Origin of the sequence: Actinoplanes flavus (assembly GCF_017592555.1) — a bacterium.
Classification (GTDB): Bacteria; Actinomycetota; Actinomycetes; order Mycobacteriales; family Micromonosporaceae; genus Actinoplanes; species Actinoplanes flavus.
The window spans coordinates 49,942-67,115 of record NZ_JAGFNS010000043.1; the positions used below are offsets into that span (position 1 = coordinate 49,942).

Annotated in this window: 15 protein-coding genes and 1 pseudogene; 10 read left to right on the plus strand and 6 right to left on the minus strand. The window is 72.8% G+C overall.

What is annotated here, in order from left to right; translation table 11 throughout:
- Positions 1 to 352: 352 nt before the first annotated feature.
- The 3 genes from lnt (at position 353) to J5X75_RS39990 (ending at position 3,329) form a co-directional block, all read left to right on the plus strand.
- Positions 353 to 1,966, plus strand: a complete 1,614-nt coding sequence (lnt, locus tag J5X75_RS39980; protein WP_208472944.1) for an apolipoprotein N-acyltransferase — start codon at positions 353 to 355, stop codon at positions 1,964 to 1,966.
- Positions 1,963 to 2,751: a polyprenol monophosphomannose synthase gene (locus tag J5X75_RS39985; RefSeq protein WP_183218920.1), complete on the plus strand. Its 789-nt coding sequence runs from the start codon at positions 1,963 to 1,965 to the stop codon at positions 2,749 to 2,751. The genes lnt and J5X75_RS39985 overlap by 4 nt, the downstream gene beginning before the upstream one ends.
- Before the next feature lie 68 nt (positions 2,752 to 2,819).
- A complete protein-coding gene (locus J5X75_RS39990) occupies positions 2,820 to 3,329 on the plus strand; it encodes an FxsA family protein (protein WP_208472930.1) in 510 nt (169 codons plus the stop codon).
- Positions 3,330 to 3,394: 65 nt separating this feature from the next.
- Here the strand turns inward: J5X75_RS39990 and J5X75_RS39995 are convergent, their stop codons facing one another.
- The 3 genes from J5X75_RS39995 to J5X75_RS40005 all read right to left on the minus strand — a co-directional run bounded on the left by J5X75_RS39995 (position 3,395) and on the right by J5X75_RS40005 (position 6,013).
- Positions 3,395 to 3,733, minus strand: a complete 339-nt coding sequence (locus J5X75_RS39995) for an RNA polymerase-binding protein RbpA (RefSeq protein ID WP_208472931.1) — start codon at positions 3,731 to 3,733, stop codon at positions 3,395 to 3,397.
- A gap of 407 nt (positions 3,734 to 4,140) precedes the next feature.
- Entirely contained in the window at positions 4,141 to 5,268 is a 1,128-nt protein-coding gene (locus J5X75_RS40000; RefSeq protein WP_208472932.1) for a serine/threonine protein kinase, read from the minus strand.
- A 61-nt stretch (positions 5,269 to 5,329) separates the two neighbouring features.
- Entirely contained in the window at positions 5,330 to 6,013 is a 684-nt protein-coding gene (locus J5X75_RS40005) for a hypothetical protein (RefSeq protein ID WP_208472933.1), read from the minus strand.
- A gap of 55 nt (positions 6,014 to 6,068) precedes the next feature.
- Between J5X75_RS40005 and J5X75_RS40010 the strand changes: the two genes are divergently transcribed.
- Together J5X75_RS40010 and J5X75_RS46290 are read left to right on the plus strand one after the other, a co-directional pair.
- Positions 6,069 to 6,872 carry an SDR family oxidoreductase gene (locus J5X75_RS40010; protein ID WP_208472934.1) on the plus strand — a complete coding sequence of 268 codons (804 nt, stop codon included), beginning with the start codon at positions 6,069 to 6,071 and terminating at the stop codon, positions 6,870 to 6,872.
- A gap of 62 nt (positions 6,873 to 6,934) precedes the next feature.
- Positions 6,935 to 8,149, plus strand: coding sequence for an SGNH/GDSL hydrolase family protein (locus J5X75_RS46290; RefSeq protein ID WP_208472935.1), 1,215 nt, complete (start codon positions 6,935 to 6,937; stop codon positions 8,147 to 8,149).
- A gap of 9 nt (positions 8,150 to 8,158) precedes the next feature.
- Here J5X75_RS46290 and J5X75_RS40020 read toward each other — a convergent pair whose 3' ends face one another.
- From J5X75_RS40020 to J5X75_RS40030, 3 genes are read right to left on the minus strand one after another with little or no spacing between them, the layout of a single operon-like run.
- The gene (locus tag J5X75_RS40020; RefSeq protein ID WP_208472936.1) at positions 8,159 to 11,257 is read right to left on the minus strand and encodes an ATP-binding protein; all 3,099 of its coding nucleotides are present in this window, start codon (positions 11,255 to 11,257) and stop codon (positions 8,159 to 8,161) included.
- A gap of 30 nt (positions 11,258 to 11,287) precedes the next feature.
- On the minus strand, positions 11,288 to 12,007 hold the full coding sequence (locus J5X75_RS40025; protein WP_208472937.1) for a cache domain-containing protein: 720 nt from the start codon (positions 12,005 to 12,007) through the stop codon (positions 11,288 to 11,290).
- An 11-nt stretch (positions 12,008 to 12,018) separates the two neighbouring features.
- On the minus strand, positions 12,019 to 12,750 hold the full coding sequence (locus J5X75_RS40030) for a FadR/GntR family transcriptional regulator (protein ID WP_208472938.1): 732 nt from the start codon (positions 12,748 to 12,750) through the stop codon (positions 12,019 to 12,021).
- An 85-nt stretch (positions 12,751 to 12,835) separates the two neighbouring features.
- On the opposite strand from J5X75_RS40030, the gene J5X75_RS40035 reads away from it, so the two are divergent.
- The 5 genes and pseudogenes from J5X75_RS40035 to J5X75_RS45110 all read left to right on the plus strand — a co-directional run.
- Complete coding sequence (locus J5X75_RS40035; RefSeq protein ID WP_372451034.1) at positions 12,836 to 13,867, plus strand: ABC transporter ATP-binding protein; 1,032 nt, start codon at positions 12,836 to 12,838, stop codon at positions 13,865 to 13,867.
- Positions 13,860 to 15,059, plus strand: coding sequence for an ABC transporter substrate-binding protein (locus J5X75_RS40040; protein WP_208472939.1), 1,200 nt, complete (start codon positions 13,860 to 13,862; stop codon positions 15,057 to 15,059). The genes J5X75_RS40035 and J5X75_RS40040 overlap by 8 nt, the downstream gene beginning before the upstream one ends.
- Position 15,060: 1 nt before the next feature.
- Positions 15,061 to 15,906, plus strand: a complete 846-nt coding sequence (locus tag J5X75_RS40045; protein WP_208472940.1) for an ABC transporter permease — start codon at positions 15,061 to 15,063, stop codon at positions 15,904 to 15,906.
- Positions 15,903 to 16,718, plus strand: coding sequence for an ABC transporter permease (locus tag J5X75_RS40050; protein ID WP_307798575.1), 816 nt, complete (start codon positions 15,903 to 15,905; stop codon positions 16,716 to 16,718). Before J5X75_RS40045 ends, J5X75_RS40050 begins: the two co-directional genes overlap by 4 nt.
- 249 nt (positions 16,719 to 16,967) lie before the next feature.
- Positions 16,968 to 17,174 (plus strand): annotated as a pseudogene (locus J5X75_RS45110) (glycoside hydrolase family 26 protein); the annotation flags it as partial.

Here is a 17,174-nt window from a genome sequence, read left to right on the forward strand (position 1 = left end):
GTCTCCTGGTCCTGTTCCACGGCGAGCGGTCATGATCCGCTCCGCTCCTCCACCCACTGGCCGCAGTCCTCGCAGGGGTCGCGCGTACAGCCAGGTCCAGGGGGCGGGGGCGCGCGGAGCGGTGCGGACCGGGCCGCGTTCAGGTGGCTCTTCCGGGGATCGGTCCATGGCCAGTAGACAACGGCACGACGCGGGCAGCCGGTACGCGGCGGGTCGGTCCGAAGGTCACGGCGAGATCCCGCGGATTTCACCGGCCGTGGAGAGGACAGGAGCACCCGAGGGGCGTGGTCGAACCGTGACCGCGCCCCTCCGTCGTCGCAGGTCGCGGGCGGGTAGCCTGCCACGCGTGGAAATGACTCTCCCCCCGCGGGCGCTCGTCGGCCCGAGCGCCGGCTCGGAGCCCGCGGCGCGCCCGCTGCGCCTGCCGGTGGCGGTGGCCCTGGCGGTCGCCGCGGGCGCGGCCCTGCTGCTGGCCCTGCCCCCGTACGACCTGTGGTGGCTCTCCCCGGTCGGCGTGGCGCTGCTGGCCGCGGCCGTGCACCGGCGCCGCCTGCGGGCCGGCTTCGGTCTCGGCGTGCTGGCCGGGGTGGTGCTGTTCTTCCCCATGCTGGAGTGGACGCGGATCGCCGCCGGCTGGCTGCCCTGGACGCTGCTGGCCGGCCTCCAGGCGCTGTATGTCGGCTTCGCCGGGCTGGCCGGATCCTGGCTGTCCCCGCTGGTGGACCGCTGGCGGGCGCTGTGGCCGCTGCTGGCCGGGCTGATCTGGACCACGAGCGAGTTCCTGCGCGACCGCACCCCGTTCGGCGGTTTCCCCTGGGGGCGGCTCGCGTTCAGCCAGGGTGACGCGCCGACGCTGCGGCTGGCGGCGTACGGCGGCGCCCCCCTGGTCACCTTCGCCGTGGCGGCCGCCGGCGGCGCACTCGTGGCGCTGGCCTGGCGCCGGTGGAGTCCCCGCGCCCTGCTGCCCGCCGCCGGGTTCGCGGCCGTGACCGGGCTGCTGCTGGCCGCCCCGGCCGCCCTGCCGCTGACCGTGCCGGGCGGCGACGCCACCACGGTCGCGATCGTGCAGGGCAACGTGCCACGGCTCGGGCTCGACTTCAACGCCCAGCGGCGCGCCGTGCTCGACAACCACGTCAACGCCACCCGCGCGCTGGCCGCCGAGGTCGCCGCCGGCCGGCAGAAGCAGCCCGGCCTGGTGGTGTGGCCGGAGAACTCCAGCGACATCGACCCGCTCCAGAACGCCGACGCGGCCGCCCTCATCCAGTCCGCCGCCGACGCGATCAAGGCGCCCATCCTGGTCGGCACCCTCCAGCGCACCGAGGTGCCCGGCGACATCTACAACGTGGGCATCCTGTGGCGGCCCGGCAGCGGCCCCGACCACGCCCAGCAGTATGAGAAGCGGCACCCGGTGCCGTTCGCCGAGTACATGCCGCTGCGCTCGATCGCCCGCCTGGTCAGCGACAAGGTAGACCTGGTTCGCAACATGCTCGGCGGCGACGAGCCCGGGGTCGTCGACACCGGCGCCGCGGTCCTCGGTGACGTCATCTGCTTCGAGGTCGCCTACGACGGGATCGTGCGCGACGTGGTGACCGGCGGCGCCCAGATCCTCGCGGTGCAGACCAACAACGCCACCTTCAACGAGGCCGAGGCCCGTCAGCAACTGGCCATGGTGCGCCTGCGGGCCGTCGAGCACGGCCGGGAGGCCCTCATGGTGTCCACCGTGGGAGTGTCCGGATTCGTTGACGCGACGGGTGATGTGCACGATTCGACCGGGTTCAACACGGCTGCGGTGGTGGTGCGTGACATGAATCTGGACGGACCGCGTACGCTGGCGACTCGTTCGGGCGCTCGGCCGGAGGCGGTCCTCGTCTTTGGTACGGTCGTCGCCCTCGTGGGTGTGCTGCCGTTGCGCCGCCGACGGGGGACTATCACAAGTGACGGCGTACAGGTTTCGGAGGAACGGTGAGCGAGGCGGAAGGTTACCCGGGAGTGGGACGGGTCCTCGTGATCATCCCCACCTACAACGAGGCGGACAACGTCCGGGTGATCACCGATCGGGTCCGTAAAGCGGTCCCGGCCGTCGACATCCTGATCGCGGACGACAACTCGCCGGACGGGACCGGCGCCATCGCCGACGAGCTGGCCGAGGCCGACGATCACATCTTCGTCCTGCACCGGGCCGGCAAGGAGGGCCTGGGCGCCGCCTACAAGGCCGGCTTCCAGTGGGCCAAGGACAAGGGGTACGACGCGGTCGTCGAGCTGGACGCGGACGGCTCGCACGCCCCGGAGGAGCTGCCCAGCCTCCTCGACGCGCTGGGCGACCACGACGCGGTCCTCGGCACCCGCTACATCCCGGGCGGCAGCGTGCACAACTGGCCGCTGCGGCGCCTGCTGCTGTCGCGGTGCGGCAACATCTACATCCGGATGGCGCTGGGCATGCCGTTCAAGGACGCGACCGGCGGCTACCGGGCGTACCGTCTGTCGGTCCTCGACAAGATCGAGGTCAGCACCATCGCCTCCACCGGGTATTCGTTCCAGGTGGAGATGGCCTGGCGGGCGTACCGGCAGGGATTCCGGATGATCGAGGTGCCGATCACGTTCACCGAACGCGAACACGGCGTCAGCAAGATGAGCGGCAACATCTTCAAGGAACAGCTGCTGAGGGTCACCCTGTGGGGCGCGCAGGCCCGCAAGGAGGACCTGCTCAACCTCCTCAACCGCAAGCAACGGCAGAGCACCACCTGGCCGTGAGGTGTCATGCTGGATGGGGCCGGTCGTGAGACCGGGCCCGCGGCACCCATCGGTGAGTGGAGTTCGACATGCGGCGTAGCAGGCTGGCCTACCTACCGATCGCGTTCCCGCTGCTGGCGGTGGCGGAGATCGTGGTCTTCCTGGCGGTGGCGCAGGCCATCGGCGCGGGCTGGGCGGTTCTGCTGCTCGCCGCGTCCTGCGTCGTCGGCGTCGCGCTGCTGCGCCGCGAGGGCATCCGCGGCTTCCGTGCCTTCCAGGAGGCGGTCCGGGCGGGGCGCCCGCCCGGCGGGGAGGTCAGCAATTCCCTGATCGGCCTTCTCGGGGCACTGCTGCTGGCCGTGCCCGGCTTCCTCAGCAGCGCCGCCGGTCTGCTCCTGCTGCTGCCACCGGGCCGGATCCTGGCCCGCCGCGGGGTGGAGCGGTTCGCCCAGCGCAACCTCGGCGGCGCCGCCACCGGCGACCTGTTCGGGCCGCGCCGCGTCCGGGTGCACCAGAGCGACCCGGTCACCGTCGTGGTCGTCGACGACGACCAGCCGCGCCCGCCGGCCGCCGCCATCGAGGGCGAGATCGTCCGCTAGGCCCATGGACACACGGAAAGGCCGCCCCCTCCCGACGGAGGGGGCGGCCTTCTCGTTTGCTGACCTCAGCGACCGCGGCGGGTGCGAACCTCCTGCAGCCGCTCGTTGAGGATGTCCTCCAGCTCGGCGATCGACCGCCGCTCGAGCAGCATGTCCCAGTGGGTGCGCGGCGGCTTCGCCTTCTTCTGCTCCGGCTCGGTGCCGTCCACCAAGCGGGCGACGCTGCCGTCGAACTTGCACTCCCAGGTGGTGGGCACCTCGGCGTCGACGGCGAACGGCACCTCGAACTGGTGACCCTTGACGCACAGGTACTCGCGGGACTGCCGGGGCGCCAGCTCGGTGTTACGGTCGGACTCGTAGCTGACCGCGCCAAGACGGCTGCCGCGCAGCATGCGTTCGCCCATGATCGGCTTTCCCCTCGCTTAGTGGTGCTGCTCTCGTTGGTGTAACGAAAGGAGCGGCCGCCGGATTCCTCCACCGGAATTCCGGCACCGCCAAAGTCCCTATCGGCCGCCTGTATCGGCGGTGTTAACGCTATGAGCGTAACCGGCCACTCACCCCACCCGGCAAACCGAACCCATGGCCGAGTGGACCTTGGTCCACCTTGTGGCGGTTTGAGAGATCTGCGGGTGGTGCGATGTCGGTCACTCGGTGGAATTCACTCGTCGATCACGGAACCGTAGGTCATCCCCCGGCTCGCCCACGGTAGTGATCGGCTCCCGCTCCACCGCTTACAGGCCGGTGGGACGTGAGAAACTTCACCAGTTTACGGCCGGAGCAGGAAAATCCGGCGAAACACTCGGCACGCGGATCAACTGGTGCCGGACGGCTTGGGCTGGGGCGGCGGGACCGGGCGGGCGGCGCCCAGGGCGGCCAGCGCGGACGCCAGGTCGCTCACCTGCGAGGTCAACTGGGCCACCCGCTCGTGAGCGGCGTCGGCGTCGGCGCGGGCGGACGCGAGTCGGCGTTCCAGATCGGCGCGTTCCCGCGCGGCGCGCTCGGCGGCACGTTCGAGATCCTCCCCGGTACGCCGGAGGCCGTCCCGTTCCGCGACGGCCGCCGCCAGCTCGTCCCGCGTCGCCGCGGCCTCGGCGTGGGCCTGCCGTGCCCGGGCGGCCGCGTCGTCCCGGTCCCGTTCGGCGGTGGCCGCCGCCTGCCGGGCCTGCTCCGCCTCGGCCAGGAAGCGGTCCGCCTCCGACCGCACCGTGGTGAGCCGTTCCTGGGAGCGGCGCTGCTCCTCCTCGGCCCGGTCGCGGAACTCCCTGGCGTCCTGAAGCGCGGCCTTCAGGTCCCGTTCCGCGGCGTCACGCTGCGCGCGTACCCCTTGGAGGTCCTGTTTGGCCGTGCCCAGCTCCTCGGCCGCGGCGTCCCGCTCGGCCTCGGCCCGCTCGCGCAGCGCGGCGGCCGCCGTCGCCGCCCGGACCGCCTCGTCGCGGGCCGTGACCGCCTCCTGCGCCCGCTTCCCGGCCTCCTCGGCGGCGCGCCGCGCGTCATCGGCCCGACGCCGGGCCTCGTCCCGTTCGGCGGTGGCCGCCGCCGCGATCTGCTGTGCCGCGATCGCCGCGTCGGCCGCCTGCTCGGCGTCACGGCGGGCGTCGTCGCGTTCCGCGTGCGCCGCCGCCACCTGCCCGGACGTCTCCGCCCGCACCTCGGCGAGCTGCCGCTCCACCCCGGCCGGGGACATTTCCGAGTGCAGCGCCTCGGTCAGCGTGCCGACCAGTTGATCGAGCCGGTCGACGACCTCCCAGGTGCGCGCCACCTGCCCGGCCAGCCCCGGCGACGAACGGTGCCGCATCCGCACGTTCCGCGAAGCCCGCTGGCACTCGCCGTCGTTGTCGCGGCAGTAGCGGAACGGGCGCCCGGCGGAGGCGCGCTGCGGCACGGGGCGCCCGCAGTGGGCGCAGGGACGGGTCTCGGCTTCGGAATCCTGCACAGTCATAGCGGCTCCACCCTATGCGGGGCGGCGGCGCCACCCCGGCAACCACACCGGCGCGACCGGGTCAGAACGCGACCGGGACCTGATCTATCCGGCAGGAGCCGACCGTGGGCCGGAGCAGGTCGGCGGCCTCGAGGGCGTCGGCCTCGGAGAGGAACACACCCACCGTGGTCCGGGACGAACCGTCGCGGGCGCTCAGCACCCAGGCCCAGCCGCGGCGGTCCCGGCGCGACGTCCGGTCGGGCAAGCCCTCGGCCACGGTGGCGGCCACCTCGGCGGGGGAGGCGACGTCGAGGTCGTCGACGGTTCCGGAGAAGGGACCGGTGGGCCACATCGGGTCGTGCCGGGACGGCGCGTTGTAGAAGCCCGCCTGCATGCGCGGCAGCACACCCTCCCGCCAGCCGAAACCCCGGCACACGACGAAGTCGCGGGCCGGGCCGGACTCCAGCAGCAGGACGTGGGCGCCGTCGTCCATCGGACGGGTCAGCGTCGCGGTGATCTCGGCGGCCTCCCCGGCGGTGGCGCAGCGCACCACGAGACCCGGGTAGACCCGCTGGATGCGCAGCACGTCGACCGGGCGGAACTGGAGCTGGATCGCGGTCTCGTGGGCGTGGCCGCCCGGACCGGGGAAGGAGGCGAACATCAGCGGGCTGTGGGTGATGCCGTAGCCGTGGAAGCGGAACTCCCGTTCGCTGCGGAACAACTCCGCTCCGGGCGTGAAATCGGACAGCCACACGTCGGAGATCATGGGCGTGACGATCTCCCGGCGTGACCGGCCGGTCAAGTGCGGCTAAGTTGCTCACGTGAATCGCACCGCGTTGGTCACCGGCGCCTCGTCCGGTATCGGGAAGGCGACCGCGGCGGCACTCGCCGCCCGCGGATATCGCGTGCTGGGCACCAGCCGTGACCCGTCCTCGCTGCAGCCGGACCAGAAGGCGCCCGGCGTCGAGTACGTCGCGCTCGACCTCGCCGACGACGCCTCGATCGAGAGCCTCGCCGGGACGCTGAGCGGTGTGGACGTGCTGGTCAACAACGCGGGCGAGAGCCAGTCGGGACCGATCGAGGAGCTGCCGGCCGAGGCGCTGCGGCGGATCTTTCAGGTGAACGTGCTCGGCCCGGTCCGGCTCACCCAGCTCGCGCTGCCCGGGATGCGGGACCGCGGCCACGGCCGGGTGGTGATGGTCGGGTCGATGCTGGCGTCGTTCCCGCTGGCGTACCGCTCGTCCTACGTCGCCTCGAAAGCCGCGATCAAGGGGTTCAGCAACGGGGCGCGGCACGAGCTGTCGCCGTTCGGGGTGTGGCTGACCACGGTGGAGCCCGGATCCATCGCGACCGGCATCAGCGAGCGGCGGACGAAGTACATCGGCGACGGGTCGCCGTACCGGGCCGACTTCGAGCGGATGCTGGCCGCGCTGGACCGCAACGAGCGGGCCGGGATCACCGCCGAGCGGGTCGCCGCCACGATCCTCACGGCGATCGAGGCGGAGCGGCCGAAGGCCCGGTACGCGGTGGGCAGCAACGCGCCGTTCGTCTTCGCGCTGCGGCGGTTGCTGCCCGGCGGCGTCGTCGAGAAGATCGTCCACCGGCGGCACGACCTGCCCCGCTGAGCGGTCCGGTCCTCCCCGCCCCTCGCGCCATCGGTGACCGTCGACCGGCAGAATGTGTGCCGGTGATCAACAAGTCGATGCGGCGGTGCGCGGTGGCGTTCGCGCTGAGTCTCGCCGCGGGGTGTTCGGCGCCGCCCGTGCCCATGCCGGAGCCGCCGTCAGCGGCTCCGGTCCCGTCGGCCGCGCCGGCCTCGTGGGTGGGGACCTGGGGGACCGCGGTCCAGCACGGCGGGCGGTCCTTCCACGATCACACGGTACGGCAGATCGTGCACACCAGCATCGGCGGTGACAGCGCCCGTCTCCGGTTCTCCAACGAGTTCGGCACCGGGCCGCTGGTCATCGGCTCGGCGTACCTGGCGCACCGGGCCGGCGGCGGCGCCGTGACGGATTCCCGGCCGGTCACGTTCGGGGGCGCGGCCTCGGTGACCGTGCCGCCCGGGAGCACCGCGGTCAGCGACGAGGTGGCGTTCGCGGTGCCGGCCGACGGGGACGTGGCGGTCACCGTGCACCTGCCCACCACCGCGGGCGGGACGATGCACGGGATCGCGGTGCAGGACACGTACGTCGCGTCCGGCGACCAGGCGGCCGCCGGCACGCTGTCCGGGGCGAAGACCGAGAGCAGCTGGTATTTCCTCTCCGGGCTGGACGTGCGCAACGCGGACGCGACCGGTGCGGTGGTCGCGTTCGGGGCCTCCATCACCGACGGGTTCGGCTCCCGCTTCAACGGCAACCAGCGCTGGCCGGACCTGCTGGCCGACCGGCTGCGCGCGGCCGGGCTCACGGTCGGGGTGCTCAACGCCGGGATCAGCGGCAACCGGCTCACCGTCGACGACCGCGGCGAGAGCGCGCCGAACCGGTTCGACCGTGACGTGCTCAGCCGGCCGGGCGCCCGCTGGGTGATCATCTCGGACGACGCGATCAACGACCTGGGCGCGGCCGATCCGCCGTCCGCGGCCGAGCTGACCGGCGCCCTCGGGAAGCTGATCGAGCGGGCGCACGGGGCGGGGCTGCGGGTGATCTGTGCGACGCTCACGCCGTACGAGGGTGCCGGCTACTGGACCGCCCGCGGTGAGTCGGCCCGCGGCGAGATCAACGCGTTCCTGCGCGGCTCCGGCAGCGGCTGCGACGCCGTCCTCGACGCGGACCGGGCCACCCACGACCCGTCCGCGCCCACCCGGTACCGGCGGGAGCACGACTCGGGCGACCACCTGCACCCCGGCGCGGCCGGGCTCCAGGCCATCGCCGACGCCGTCCCGCTGGACGTCTTCACCCGCTGACCGCCGTCGTCAGCCGGCGAGCGTGACCTCGGCGAGCCGGCGCCAGTCGGCCGCCGCGCCGTCCGCGGTCGCCGCGGCGAACCCGTCGCCCAGGCGGTGGCGGACGGTCCGCTCGATCCGGGCCGCGTCCGGGTGCGCGCGGTCCGGCAGGCCCCGCACCGCGGTGCTCGCCGCGAGCAGCCGCGCCGCCTGTTCCGGGTCGTCGTGGCGCAGCGCCTGGTCGGCGACGCCGACGAGCACCTGGGCGATCAGCGGCGCGTGGCCCGCCGCGACCGCCGCGCGGTAGGCGGCGGCGCGGTGCGTACCGGCCTCGTGGTGATCCTCGGTGAGATAGCCGAGCAGATCCTCGACCTCACCGCGGACGTTGGGCCGGCCGGCCTCCGCGCCGAGGATCCCGGTCGCTGCCGCGAGCCGCCGGTACGCCTCCGCCCGGTCGCCGGCCCAGTGGGCCAGGCGCGCCTCGGCGAGAGCCAGTTCGGCCAGCGAGCCCGGCCAGGTGACCCGTTCCGCCGAGCGCCGCGCCCCGGCGAGCGCGGTCGCGGCGGCCTCCCGGTCGCCGGCCAGCCAGTACAACTGCGCCAGCCGGGCCCGCATCCGGATCACGTCCTCGACCGCGCCGATCGGGGTGACCACCTCGACCGCCTCCTCGTAGTACCCGCAGGCGGTGGCGAGCTCGCCGCGGGTGGCGATCCGCTCGGCCAGCTCGATCAGCCCGAACGAGATGCCGAACCGCTCGCCGAGCGCCCGGAACCGGGTGAGCGCCGTCTCCAGGTGGGCGTCCGCGTCGCGCCCGCCGTGGCCGAGCAGGATCCGCATCTTGCCCAGGTGCAGCCGGGCCAGCGCGCGGGCCCACGGATCCGGGTCGTCGAGCAGCGGCTCGAAGGCAGACAGCACCGCGCCGGGCTCCCGCAGCAGGCGCTCCAGCGGGGCGGTGAAACCGATCAGTGGATGGTGGCGTGGGGCGTGCCGGCTCAGCTCGTACGCCTTGATGATCCACTCGGCTGCCCGGTGCTCGTCGGAGGGGCCGTCGGTGAGGAACATGGTGAAGATGGCGTAGACGGTGGCCCGGATGCCGTCGGGCACCGCCCCGGGCATTTCGGTGGCCGCCACGATCAGCTCCACGCCCTCGGTCTTGTTGCCGCTGAGCCACCAGTACCATCCGGCGCCCGCGGCCAGCCGCATCGCCGCGTGCGCGTCACCGGTCGCCAGCGCCCCGCGCATCGCCGCCCCGATGTTGTCGTGCTCGGCCTGCAACAGCGCCAGCCAGTGCAGCTGCCCGGCCCGGCGCAGATGCGGCTCGGCGGTCTCGGCCAGCTCGGTGCACCAGTCCAGGTGTGCCCGCCGGGCCTGTTCCGACTCGCCGGCCTCGGCCAGCCGGTCACCGGCGTACTCCCGGATGGTGCCCAGCATCCGGTAGCGGGGCGCGCTGTCGCCCTCGGCCACCAGCAGCGACTTCTCGGTGAGCGAGGTGAGCAGCTCCAGGTGGTCGCCGCCGCAGACCCGCTCGGCCGCCTCCAGGCTCGCCCCGCCGGCGAACACCGACAGCCGCCGCAGCATCGTGCGTTCCGCTTCGGACAGCAGTTCCCAGCTCCAGTCGATCACCGCCCGCAGCGTCCGGTGCCGGGGCAGGGCGGTCCGGCTGCCGCCGGTCAGCAGGCGGAACCGGTCGTCGAGGCGATGCGCGAGCTGATCGAGCGACATGGTCCGCAGCCGGGCCGCCGCGAGTTCGATGGCCAGCGGCATCCCGTCCAGCGCCCGGCACACCCGGACCATCGTGGACAGGGTGGCGGGGTCGTTCCCGAGATCCTTGCGGACGGCGCCGGCCCGGTCGCGCAGCAGCCGCACCGCCGGGGAGCCGGCGGCGTCGCCGTCGTGTGCCGGCAGGGCCAGCGGCTCCACCGGCCACAGTGCCTCGCCGACGATGCCGAGCGGTTCCCGGCTGGTCGCCAGGATCCGCAGGTTCGGGCACTCGCCGAGCGCCCGGTGCGCGAATTCCGCCGCCGCCTCGATCACGTGCTCGCAGTTGTCCAGGATCAGCAGTGCCTCCCGGTCCCGGACGGCGGCGGTCAGCCGCTCCAGCGGGCCGGCCGGCGGCGCCTCGCCGAGCAGGGTGTCGCGCAGGCCGAGCCCGGCGAGAGCCGCCTGTGCCACGTCACCGTCCGGGCCGATCGCGGCGAGCTCCACGAGCCACACCCCGTCCGGAAGATCATCGAGCAGGGTACGGGCGGACTCCGTGGCCAGCCGGGTCTTGCCCGAACCGCCCGGCCCGGTCAGGGTGGTGAGCCGGTGCCCGGCCACCAGCTCCCGGACCGCCGCGACGTCGGCCGACTTGCCGACGTAGCTGGTCAGCTCGGCGCGCAGGTTGGTCCGCCGCTGCTCCGGCCGCCGGGCGTCGCCGCGCAGCAGGGCGACGTGCAGGGCGGACAGCTCCGGTGACGGGTCCACCCCCAGGGCGTCGGCCAGCGCGTCCCGGGTGCGCTGGTAGACCAGCAGCGCCTCGCTGCCCCGGCCGGCCGCGGCCAGGGCGCGCATCAGGGCGGCGGCCAGCCGTTCCCGCAGCGGGTGCGCCGCGACCAGGGCGGTCAGTTCGGTGACCTGCTCGGGGCCGCCGCCGGACTCGTACCGGTCCTCCAGCGCGGCCAGGCGCAGCTCCTCCAGCCGGGTGACGGCCGCGCCGAACGCGGCGCTGTCCGGCAGCGCGACATCGCGCAGGGCGGGCCCGCGCCACAGGCCGAGCGCCTCCCGCAACAGGCGCTCCCGGACCGGATCGCCGCTGTCCCGGGCGTGCGCCGCGGTGACCAGGCGTTCGAAGTGGACGGCGTCGACCGCGTCCGGCTCGGCGGTCAGCCGGTAGCCCTCGGTGTGCCCTTCGACGGCGCCGTCCGGCAGGGCCTTGCGCAGCCGGGAGACCAGGCGGTGCAGGGCGTTCGTGGCGTCGGCGGGCGGGCGCTCACCCCAGATCCAGTCGACCAGGGCCGCTTTCGGCACCACCCGGCCGGTCTCCAGTGCCAGGGCGATCAGCAGCCCGCGCAGCCGTGCGCCGGGCAGTTCGGCGAGGGCGCCGTCGTCGCCGTGCACCTCGAACGATCCCAGCATCCCGATCCGCACGAGCCGATCCTGCCATGGTGGACGCGGGGGTCACGGCCAGGTCAGGACCGCCAGGGGCAGGGTGCCGCACGGCGTGATCCGGACCCCGTCGGGCAGCGTCGCCGGAAGCGCGGTGAGCAGCGCGGTACGGATGTGCGCGTCCCGGATCAGGGAACCCGCCAGGTGGTGGGCGGTGCTGCCGGCGACCACCCGGCCGTGCGTGTTGACCAGCGCGACCGGCGTGCCGACCGCCCGCAGCGCCGGGCGCAGGGCGCGCTCGAAGTCGCCGACGAACACGTCCGCCCCGGCGATCCCGGCGAACGTGCCGTGGTCGGTGACCGGGACGGTGAAGGTGAGCGCGTACTGTTCGGCGCAGACGTAGTCGACGTACGGCCCGGTCACGTGGCGGCGGCCGGTGGCGCGGGGCACCGAATACCACGGCTGACGGCTCACGTCGACGAACGTGTCACTGGCCGGGTCCAGGTCGAGGGCCAGCTGGGAACGCTGTGCCGGTGAGCCCATCCACCATTCCAGGCCGGGCCGCCCGTCGGCGAGCGGGACGGTGATCACCCCGGCCCCGTTGATCAGTCCACCCAGCGCCTCGGTCACCCACGGGCGCAGCACGGCCAGATCGGCGGAGGTGGGCCGCCCGCCGGTGAACAGGTCCTCGGCCCGGCGGCGCAACCCGTCGGCGGTGGCGAAGGCGGCCTCGGCCAGGGCGGTGACGCGTTCGGCGAGGGCTGTCGTCCCGCTTGTGATCGTCTGTCCCACGGGGCCCACCTTCACGGCTCGACCAGCGTCAAGTGCAGCGTAACGAGCCGTTCGACAGCCGTCTCTATGTGTTTTTCGGTGAGTCCGCGGGCCAGGTCGCCGTCGCCGGCCGCGATGGCCGCCGTGATGGCCCGATGTTCCGCGTGCGGATCGTAGGCGCCGTCGACACTCTGGAGTATCGGGGACCAGAGGAGCGTGCCCAGTTCGGTGGCGAACCGGATCTCCTCGCGGGCCAGGCGGGCGGACTGGGCCACCGCCGCGACCTCCAGGTGGTAGGCCCGCTCCATCCGGTGCGGCGGCCCGGCCACGTCGGCGTCGACCTCCTCGATGCGCAGGATGTCGTCGGCGTCGGCGCGCTGGGCGGCCAGCCGTGCGGCGGCCCCCGCGACCGCCGCGTAGTGGTCGGCGGTGTCGCGCAGGTTGGGCAGGCTGAGTTCGGAGAGCCGGGACCGCAGGGACCGGTCGGCGGCCGCGGCGGGCGCGCGCACGAAGCTGCCGCCGCCACGGCCCCGGCGTGTCTCCACCAGGTTCTGCTGCCGCAGCGCCACCAGCGCCTCCCGGACGGTCACCCGGGAGACCCCGAACTGTGCCGCCAGGTCGGTTTCGCTGGGCAGCTGCTCGGCATCGGTGAGCAGCCCGAACGTGATGGCGTCGGTGAGCCGCCGGACGACCGTCTCGGCACGGCTGTGCGGGTCGAGTGGTGCGAACACCACGGATCGCGCGCTGGCTCGGGACGTCCCCATGGGCCGTGATTCTTCCGTATGGCGGTCGGCGAACCGGTTACCGGGCCGCCTTGACCTTTAAAGTCTGACGCCATACGTTTTCGCCGTGACCGACATCTCAACCCCGGCCATCCGGCTGACCGGCCTCCGCAAGTCGTTCGGCGCGGTCGATGCCGTGGCCGGCGTCGACCTCGCGATCGCCGACGGCGAGTTCTTCTCCATGCTCGGCCCGTCCGGCTCCGGCAAGACCACCGTGCTGCGGATGATCGCCGGGTTCGAGCTGCCCACCGCCGGAACCGTCGAGCTGGGCGGGCGGGACGTGACCCGGCTGCCGCCGTTCGAGCGCGACGTCAACACGGTCTTCCAGGACTACGCCCTGTTCCCGCACATGACGGTGCTGGAGAACGTGGAGTACGGCCTCAAGGTCCGCCGGGTCGCCAAGCGGGAACGCCGCGAGCGCGCCGAGCGGGCCCTCGCCTCGGTCCGGCTGGAGGGCTTCGGCGGCCGTCGCCCGGCCGCCATGTCCGGTGGGCAGCGGCAGCGCGTCGCCCTGGCCCGTGCCCTGGTGAACCGGCCCAAGGTGCTGCTGCTCGACGAGCCGCTCGGCGCGCTCGACCGGAGGCTGCGCGAGCAGATGCAGGTGGAGCTCAAGGCCCTCCAGCGCGAGGTCGGCATCACCTTCGTCTTCGTCACCCACGACCAGGACGAGGCGCTCACCATGAGCGACCGGGTCGCGGTCTTCGACGCCGGGCGCATCGCCCAGGTCGGCACCCCCGAGGAGGTGTACGAACGGCCGCGCAGCTCCTTCGTCGCCGGTTTCGTCGGCACCTCCAACGTGTTCACCGGTGACGTGTCCCGGGCGCTGTTCGCCCGCGACGGCGTGTTCTCGGTACGCCCCGAGAAGATCGGGATCTCCGCGGACACCGGTGCGCCCGGCACGGTCGCCGAGGTCGTCTACGCCGGCCCCGTCACCCGGTATGTCGTCGACCTCGACGCGGGCAGCCGCGCCGTCGTCGTCGCCCAGAACCGCCACGACGGCGCGCCGCTGGCCGCCCGCGGCCAGCGGGTGCACCTGACCTGGCACGACGAGCACATCGTCGAGATCCCCCCGGTTGCGAAGGAGACCGCACATGCGTAGCGGAAGAATATTGTTGGCAGCACTGGCCGCGGGCGTGCTCACGCTCGCCGGCTGCGGCGATGACGGCGGCGACCCGGCCGGCAGCGGACCCGGCGGCCTCACCGTCCCGAAGATCGACGAGCTGGCGGCGCTCGGCGCCGGCGAGGGCGTGGTCAACGTCGTCTCCTGGGCCGGGTACGTCGAGGACGGCTCCACCGACAAGAGCGTCGACTGGGTCACCGGCTTCGAGAAAGAGACCGGCTGCCAGGTCAACAACAAGATCGCCGGGACGTCCGACGAGATGGTCGCCCTGATGAAGACCGGCGAGTACGACGTCGTGTCCGCCTCCGGTGACGCGTCGCTGCGGCTCATCTACGGCGGTGACGTCGCCCCGGTCAACACCGATCTGCTCAGCAACTACCAGGACGTCTTCGAGGGCCTGAAGAACAAGGCCTGGAACTCGGTCGACGGCGTGCCCTACGGCGCCCCGCACGGCCGTGGCGCCAACCTGCTGATGTACCGCACCGACACGGTCACCCCGGCGCCCACCTCGTGGAGCGCCGTCTTCGACCCGGCGTCACCGCACAAGGGAAAGATCACCGCGTACGACTCGCCGATCTACATCGCCGACGCCGCGCTCTACCTCATGAAGACCAAGCCGGAACTGAACATCGAGAACCCGTACGCCCTCGACGACACCCAGTTCCAGGCGGCCGTCGACCTGCTCAAGCAGCAGAACGAGCTGATCGGCGAGTACTGGTCCGACTACACCAAGGAGGTGCAGGCCTTCAAGGCCGGCAACTCGGTGCTCGGCACCACCTGGCAGGTCATCACCAACCTGACCAAGGCCGACGGCGCGCCCGTCGAGGCGATCCTGCCGGCCGAGGGCGCCACCGGCTGGTCCGACACGTGGATGGTGTCCGCCAAGGCGCAGCACCCCCACTGCGCCTACCTGTGGATGAACCACATCATCTCGCCGAAGGCCAACGCGGGCGTCGCCGAGTGGTTCGGCGAGGCGCCCGCCAACAGGCTGTCCTGCGCCGAGACCAAGGACCCGAACCACTGCGCCACCTTCCACGCCGAGGACGAGGCCTACTTCGCGCAGGTCTGGTACTGGACCACCCCGCTCGCCCGGTGCGTCGACGGGCGCACCGACGTGACCTGCAAGGACTACGCGGCCTGGACCCAGGCCTGGACGACGATCAAGGGGTGACGTGGCGAGTCTCGGTTCGTACCTGCACCGGCACCCGCGCCTGCGCCTGGCCGGCCTGCTCTCGGCGCCCCTGCTCTGGCTGGTCGTCGCCTATCTCGGCGCGCTCGCGGTGCTGCTGGTGTCGGCGTTCTGGACCGTGAACGGCTTCACCGGCGAGGTGGTCCGGCAGTTCTCCCTGGGGAACTTCCGGACCCTCCTCGCCGAGGAGGTGTACCGGAACGTCGCGCTGCGCAGCGTCGGCGTGGCCGCGGCGGTCACCGTGATCTGCGTCGTCGTCGCCGTACCGATGGCGTTCTTCATGGCCAAGGTGGCGCCGGCGGGATCCCGGCACTGGCTGGTCATCGCCATCCTCACCCCGCTGTGGGCCAGCTACCTGGTCAAGGCCTACGCCTGGCGGATCCTGCTGGCCAACGACGGCCCCATGGACACCCTCTTCGGCGGACCCGGGTACGGGCTGCCGGCGACCGTCCTGGTGCTCGCCTACCTGTGGCTGCCCTACATGATCCTGCCGGTCTACGCCGGGCTGGAGCGGCTGCCGGACTCGCTGCTGGAGGCGTCCGCCGACCTCGGGGCGCGCGCCGGGCGCACCTTCCGGTCGGTGGTTCTCCCGACGCTGGTCCCGTCCGTCCTCGCCGGTTCGATCTTCACCTTCTCGCTGTCGCTCGGCGACTACATCACCGTGCAGATCGTCGGCGGCAAGACCCAGCTCATCGGCAACCTGGTCTACGCCAACATCGGCGCCGCCAACAACCTCCCGTTCGCCGCCGCGATCGCATGCGTCCCGGTGCTGATCATGGTGATCTACCTGCTCGCGGTCCGCCGCTCCGGCGCCCTGGAGGAGCTGTGACGCTGTCCGCCCCCGCCCGCTGGGCGCTGCGTGCCGTGATGGCGCTCGGGCTCACCTTCATCTACGTGCCGCTGCTGCTGGTGCTGATCAACTCGTTCAACGGCGACCGCACCTTCGCCTGGCCGCCGCACGACCTCACCACCCGCTGGTGGTCGGCCGCCTGGGCCAACGAGGGCGCCCGCGAGGCCCTGCTGACCTCGATCCGGGCCGGGCTCGGCGCCACCGCGATCGCCCTGGTGCTGGGCACGATGATCGCCTTCGCGGTGCAGCGCTTCGCGTTCTTCGGCCGGGACACGATCTCCCTGCTCGTGCTGCTGCCGATCGCGCTGCCCGGCATCGTCACCGGCATCGCCCTGGACAGCGCCTGGCGGTCGGTGATGGGCGACCTCGGCATCGGCAAGGGAATGTTCTCGATCATCGTCGGCCACGCCACGTTCTGCGTGGTCACCGTCTACAACAACGTGCTGGCCCGGCTGCGCCGGACCGGGACCAATCTGGAGGAGGCGTCGGCCGACCTGGGCGCGTCGGGCTTTCAGACCTTCCGGTACGTGACGTTCCCGCTGATCCGGTCCGCCCTGCTCGCCGGCGGGCTGCTCGCCTTCGCACTCTCCTTCGACGAGATCATCGTGACGACGTTCACGGCCGGGCCCGGGGTGACCACCCTGCCCATCTGGATCTTCAACAACCTGTTCCGTCCCAACCAGGCCCCGGTCGTCAACGTGGTCGCCGCCGTCCTGATCGTTCTCTCGGTCATCCCGGTCTGGCTGGCCCAGCGCATCGCCGGCCCCCAGGCGGGCGCCGGACGCACCTGATCACGCCGGAGCCGAGGCGCCGCAGCCGGAGTTCACGACTTCGGTAAACCCGGCGTTCTCGTGGTCGATTACCCGTGGCGAGTCGTTCGCCCCGGGGTCTGGACGGTCGCAACCGCCCGGCACCGGTTCGGGCACTGGAGGTGCAACGCCCGCCCTGGAATCTCTTTCCCATGCCCGGCCGACAACGTGCCGGACAAATCGGGGGAGATTGTTTTGCGACGCGCCAAGCTGCCGATGATGCTGACAGCCTTGACCGCCGTATTCGCGGGTACCGCCACTGCCGCTGTCGTGGCTCCGGCCGCCGCGCAGGCGGCTCCGGCCAAGACCCGGTGTGTGACCGACGCCAACCTGGTCCCGTCCTGCGGGGTGCTGTGGGGTGGTGCGGCTGGTGGGTTCACCAGCAAGCCGCGTGACCTGGAGCACAAGAACTGGGAGAAGCTGTCCGGGCGGACCGCG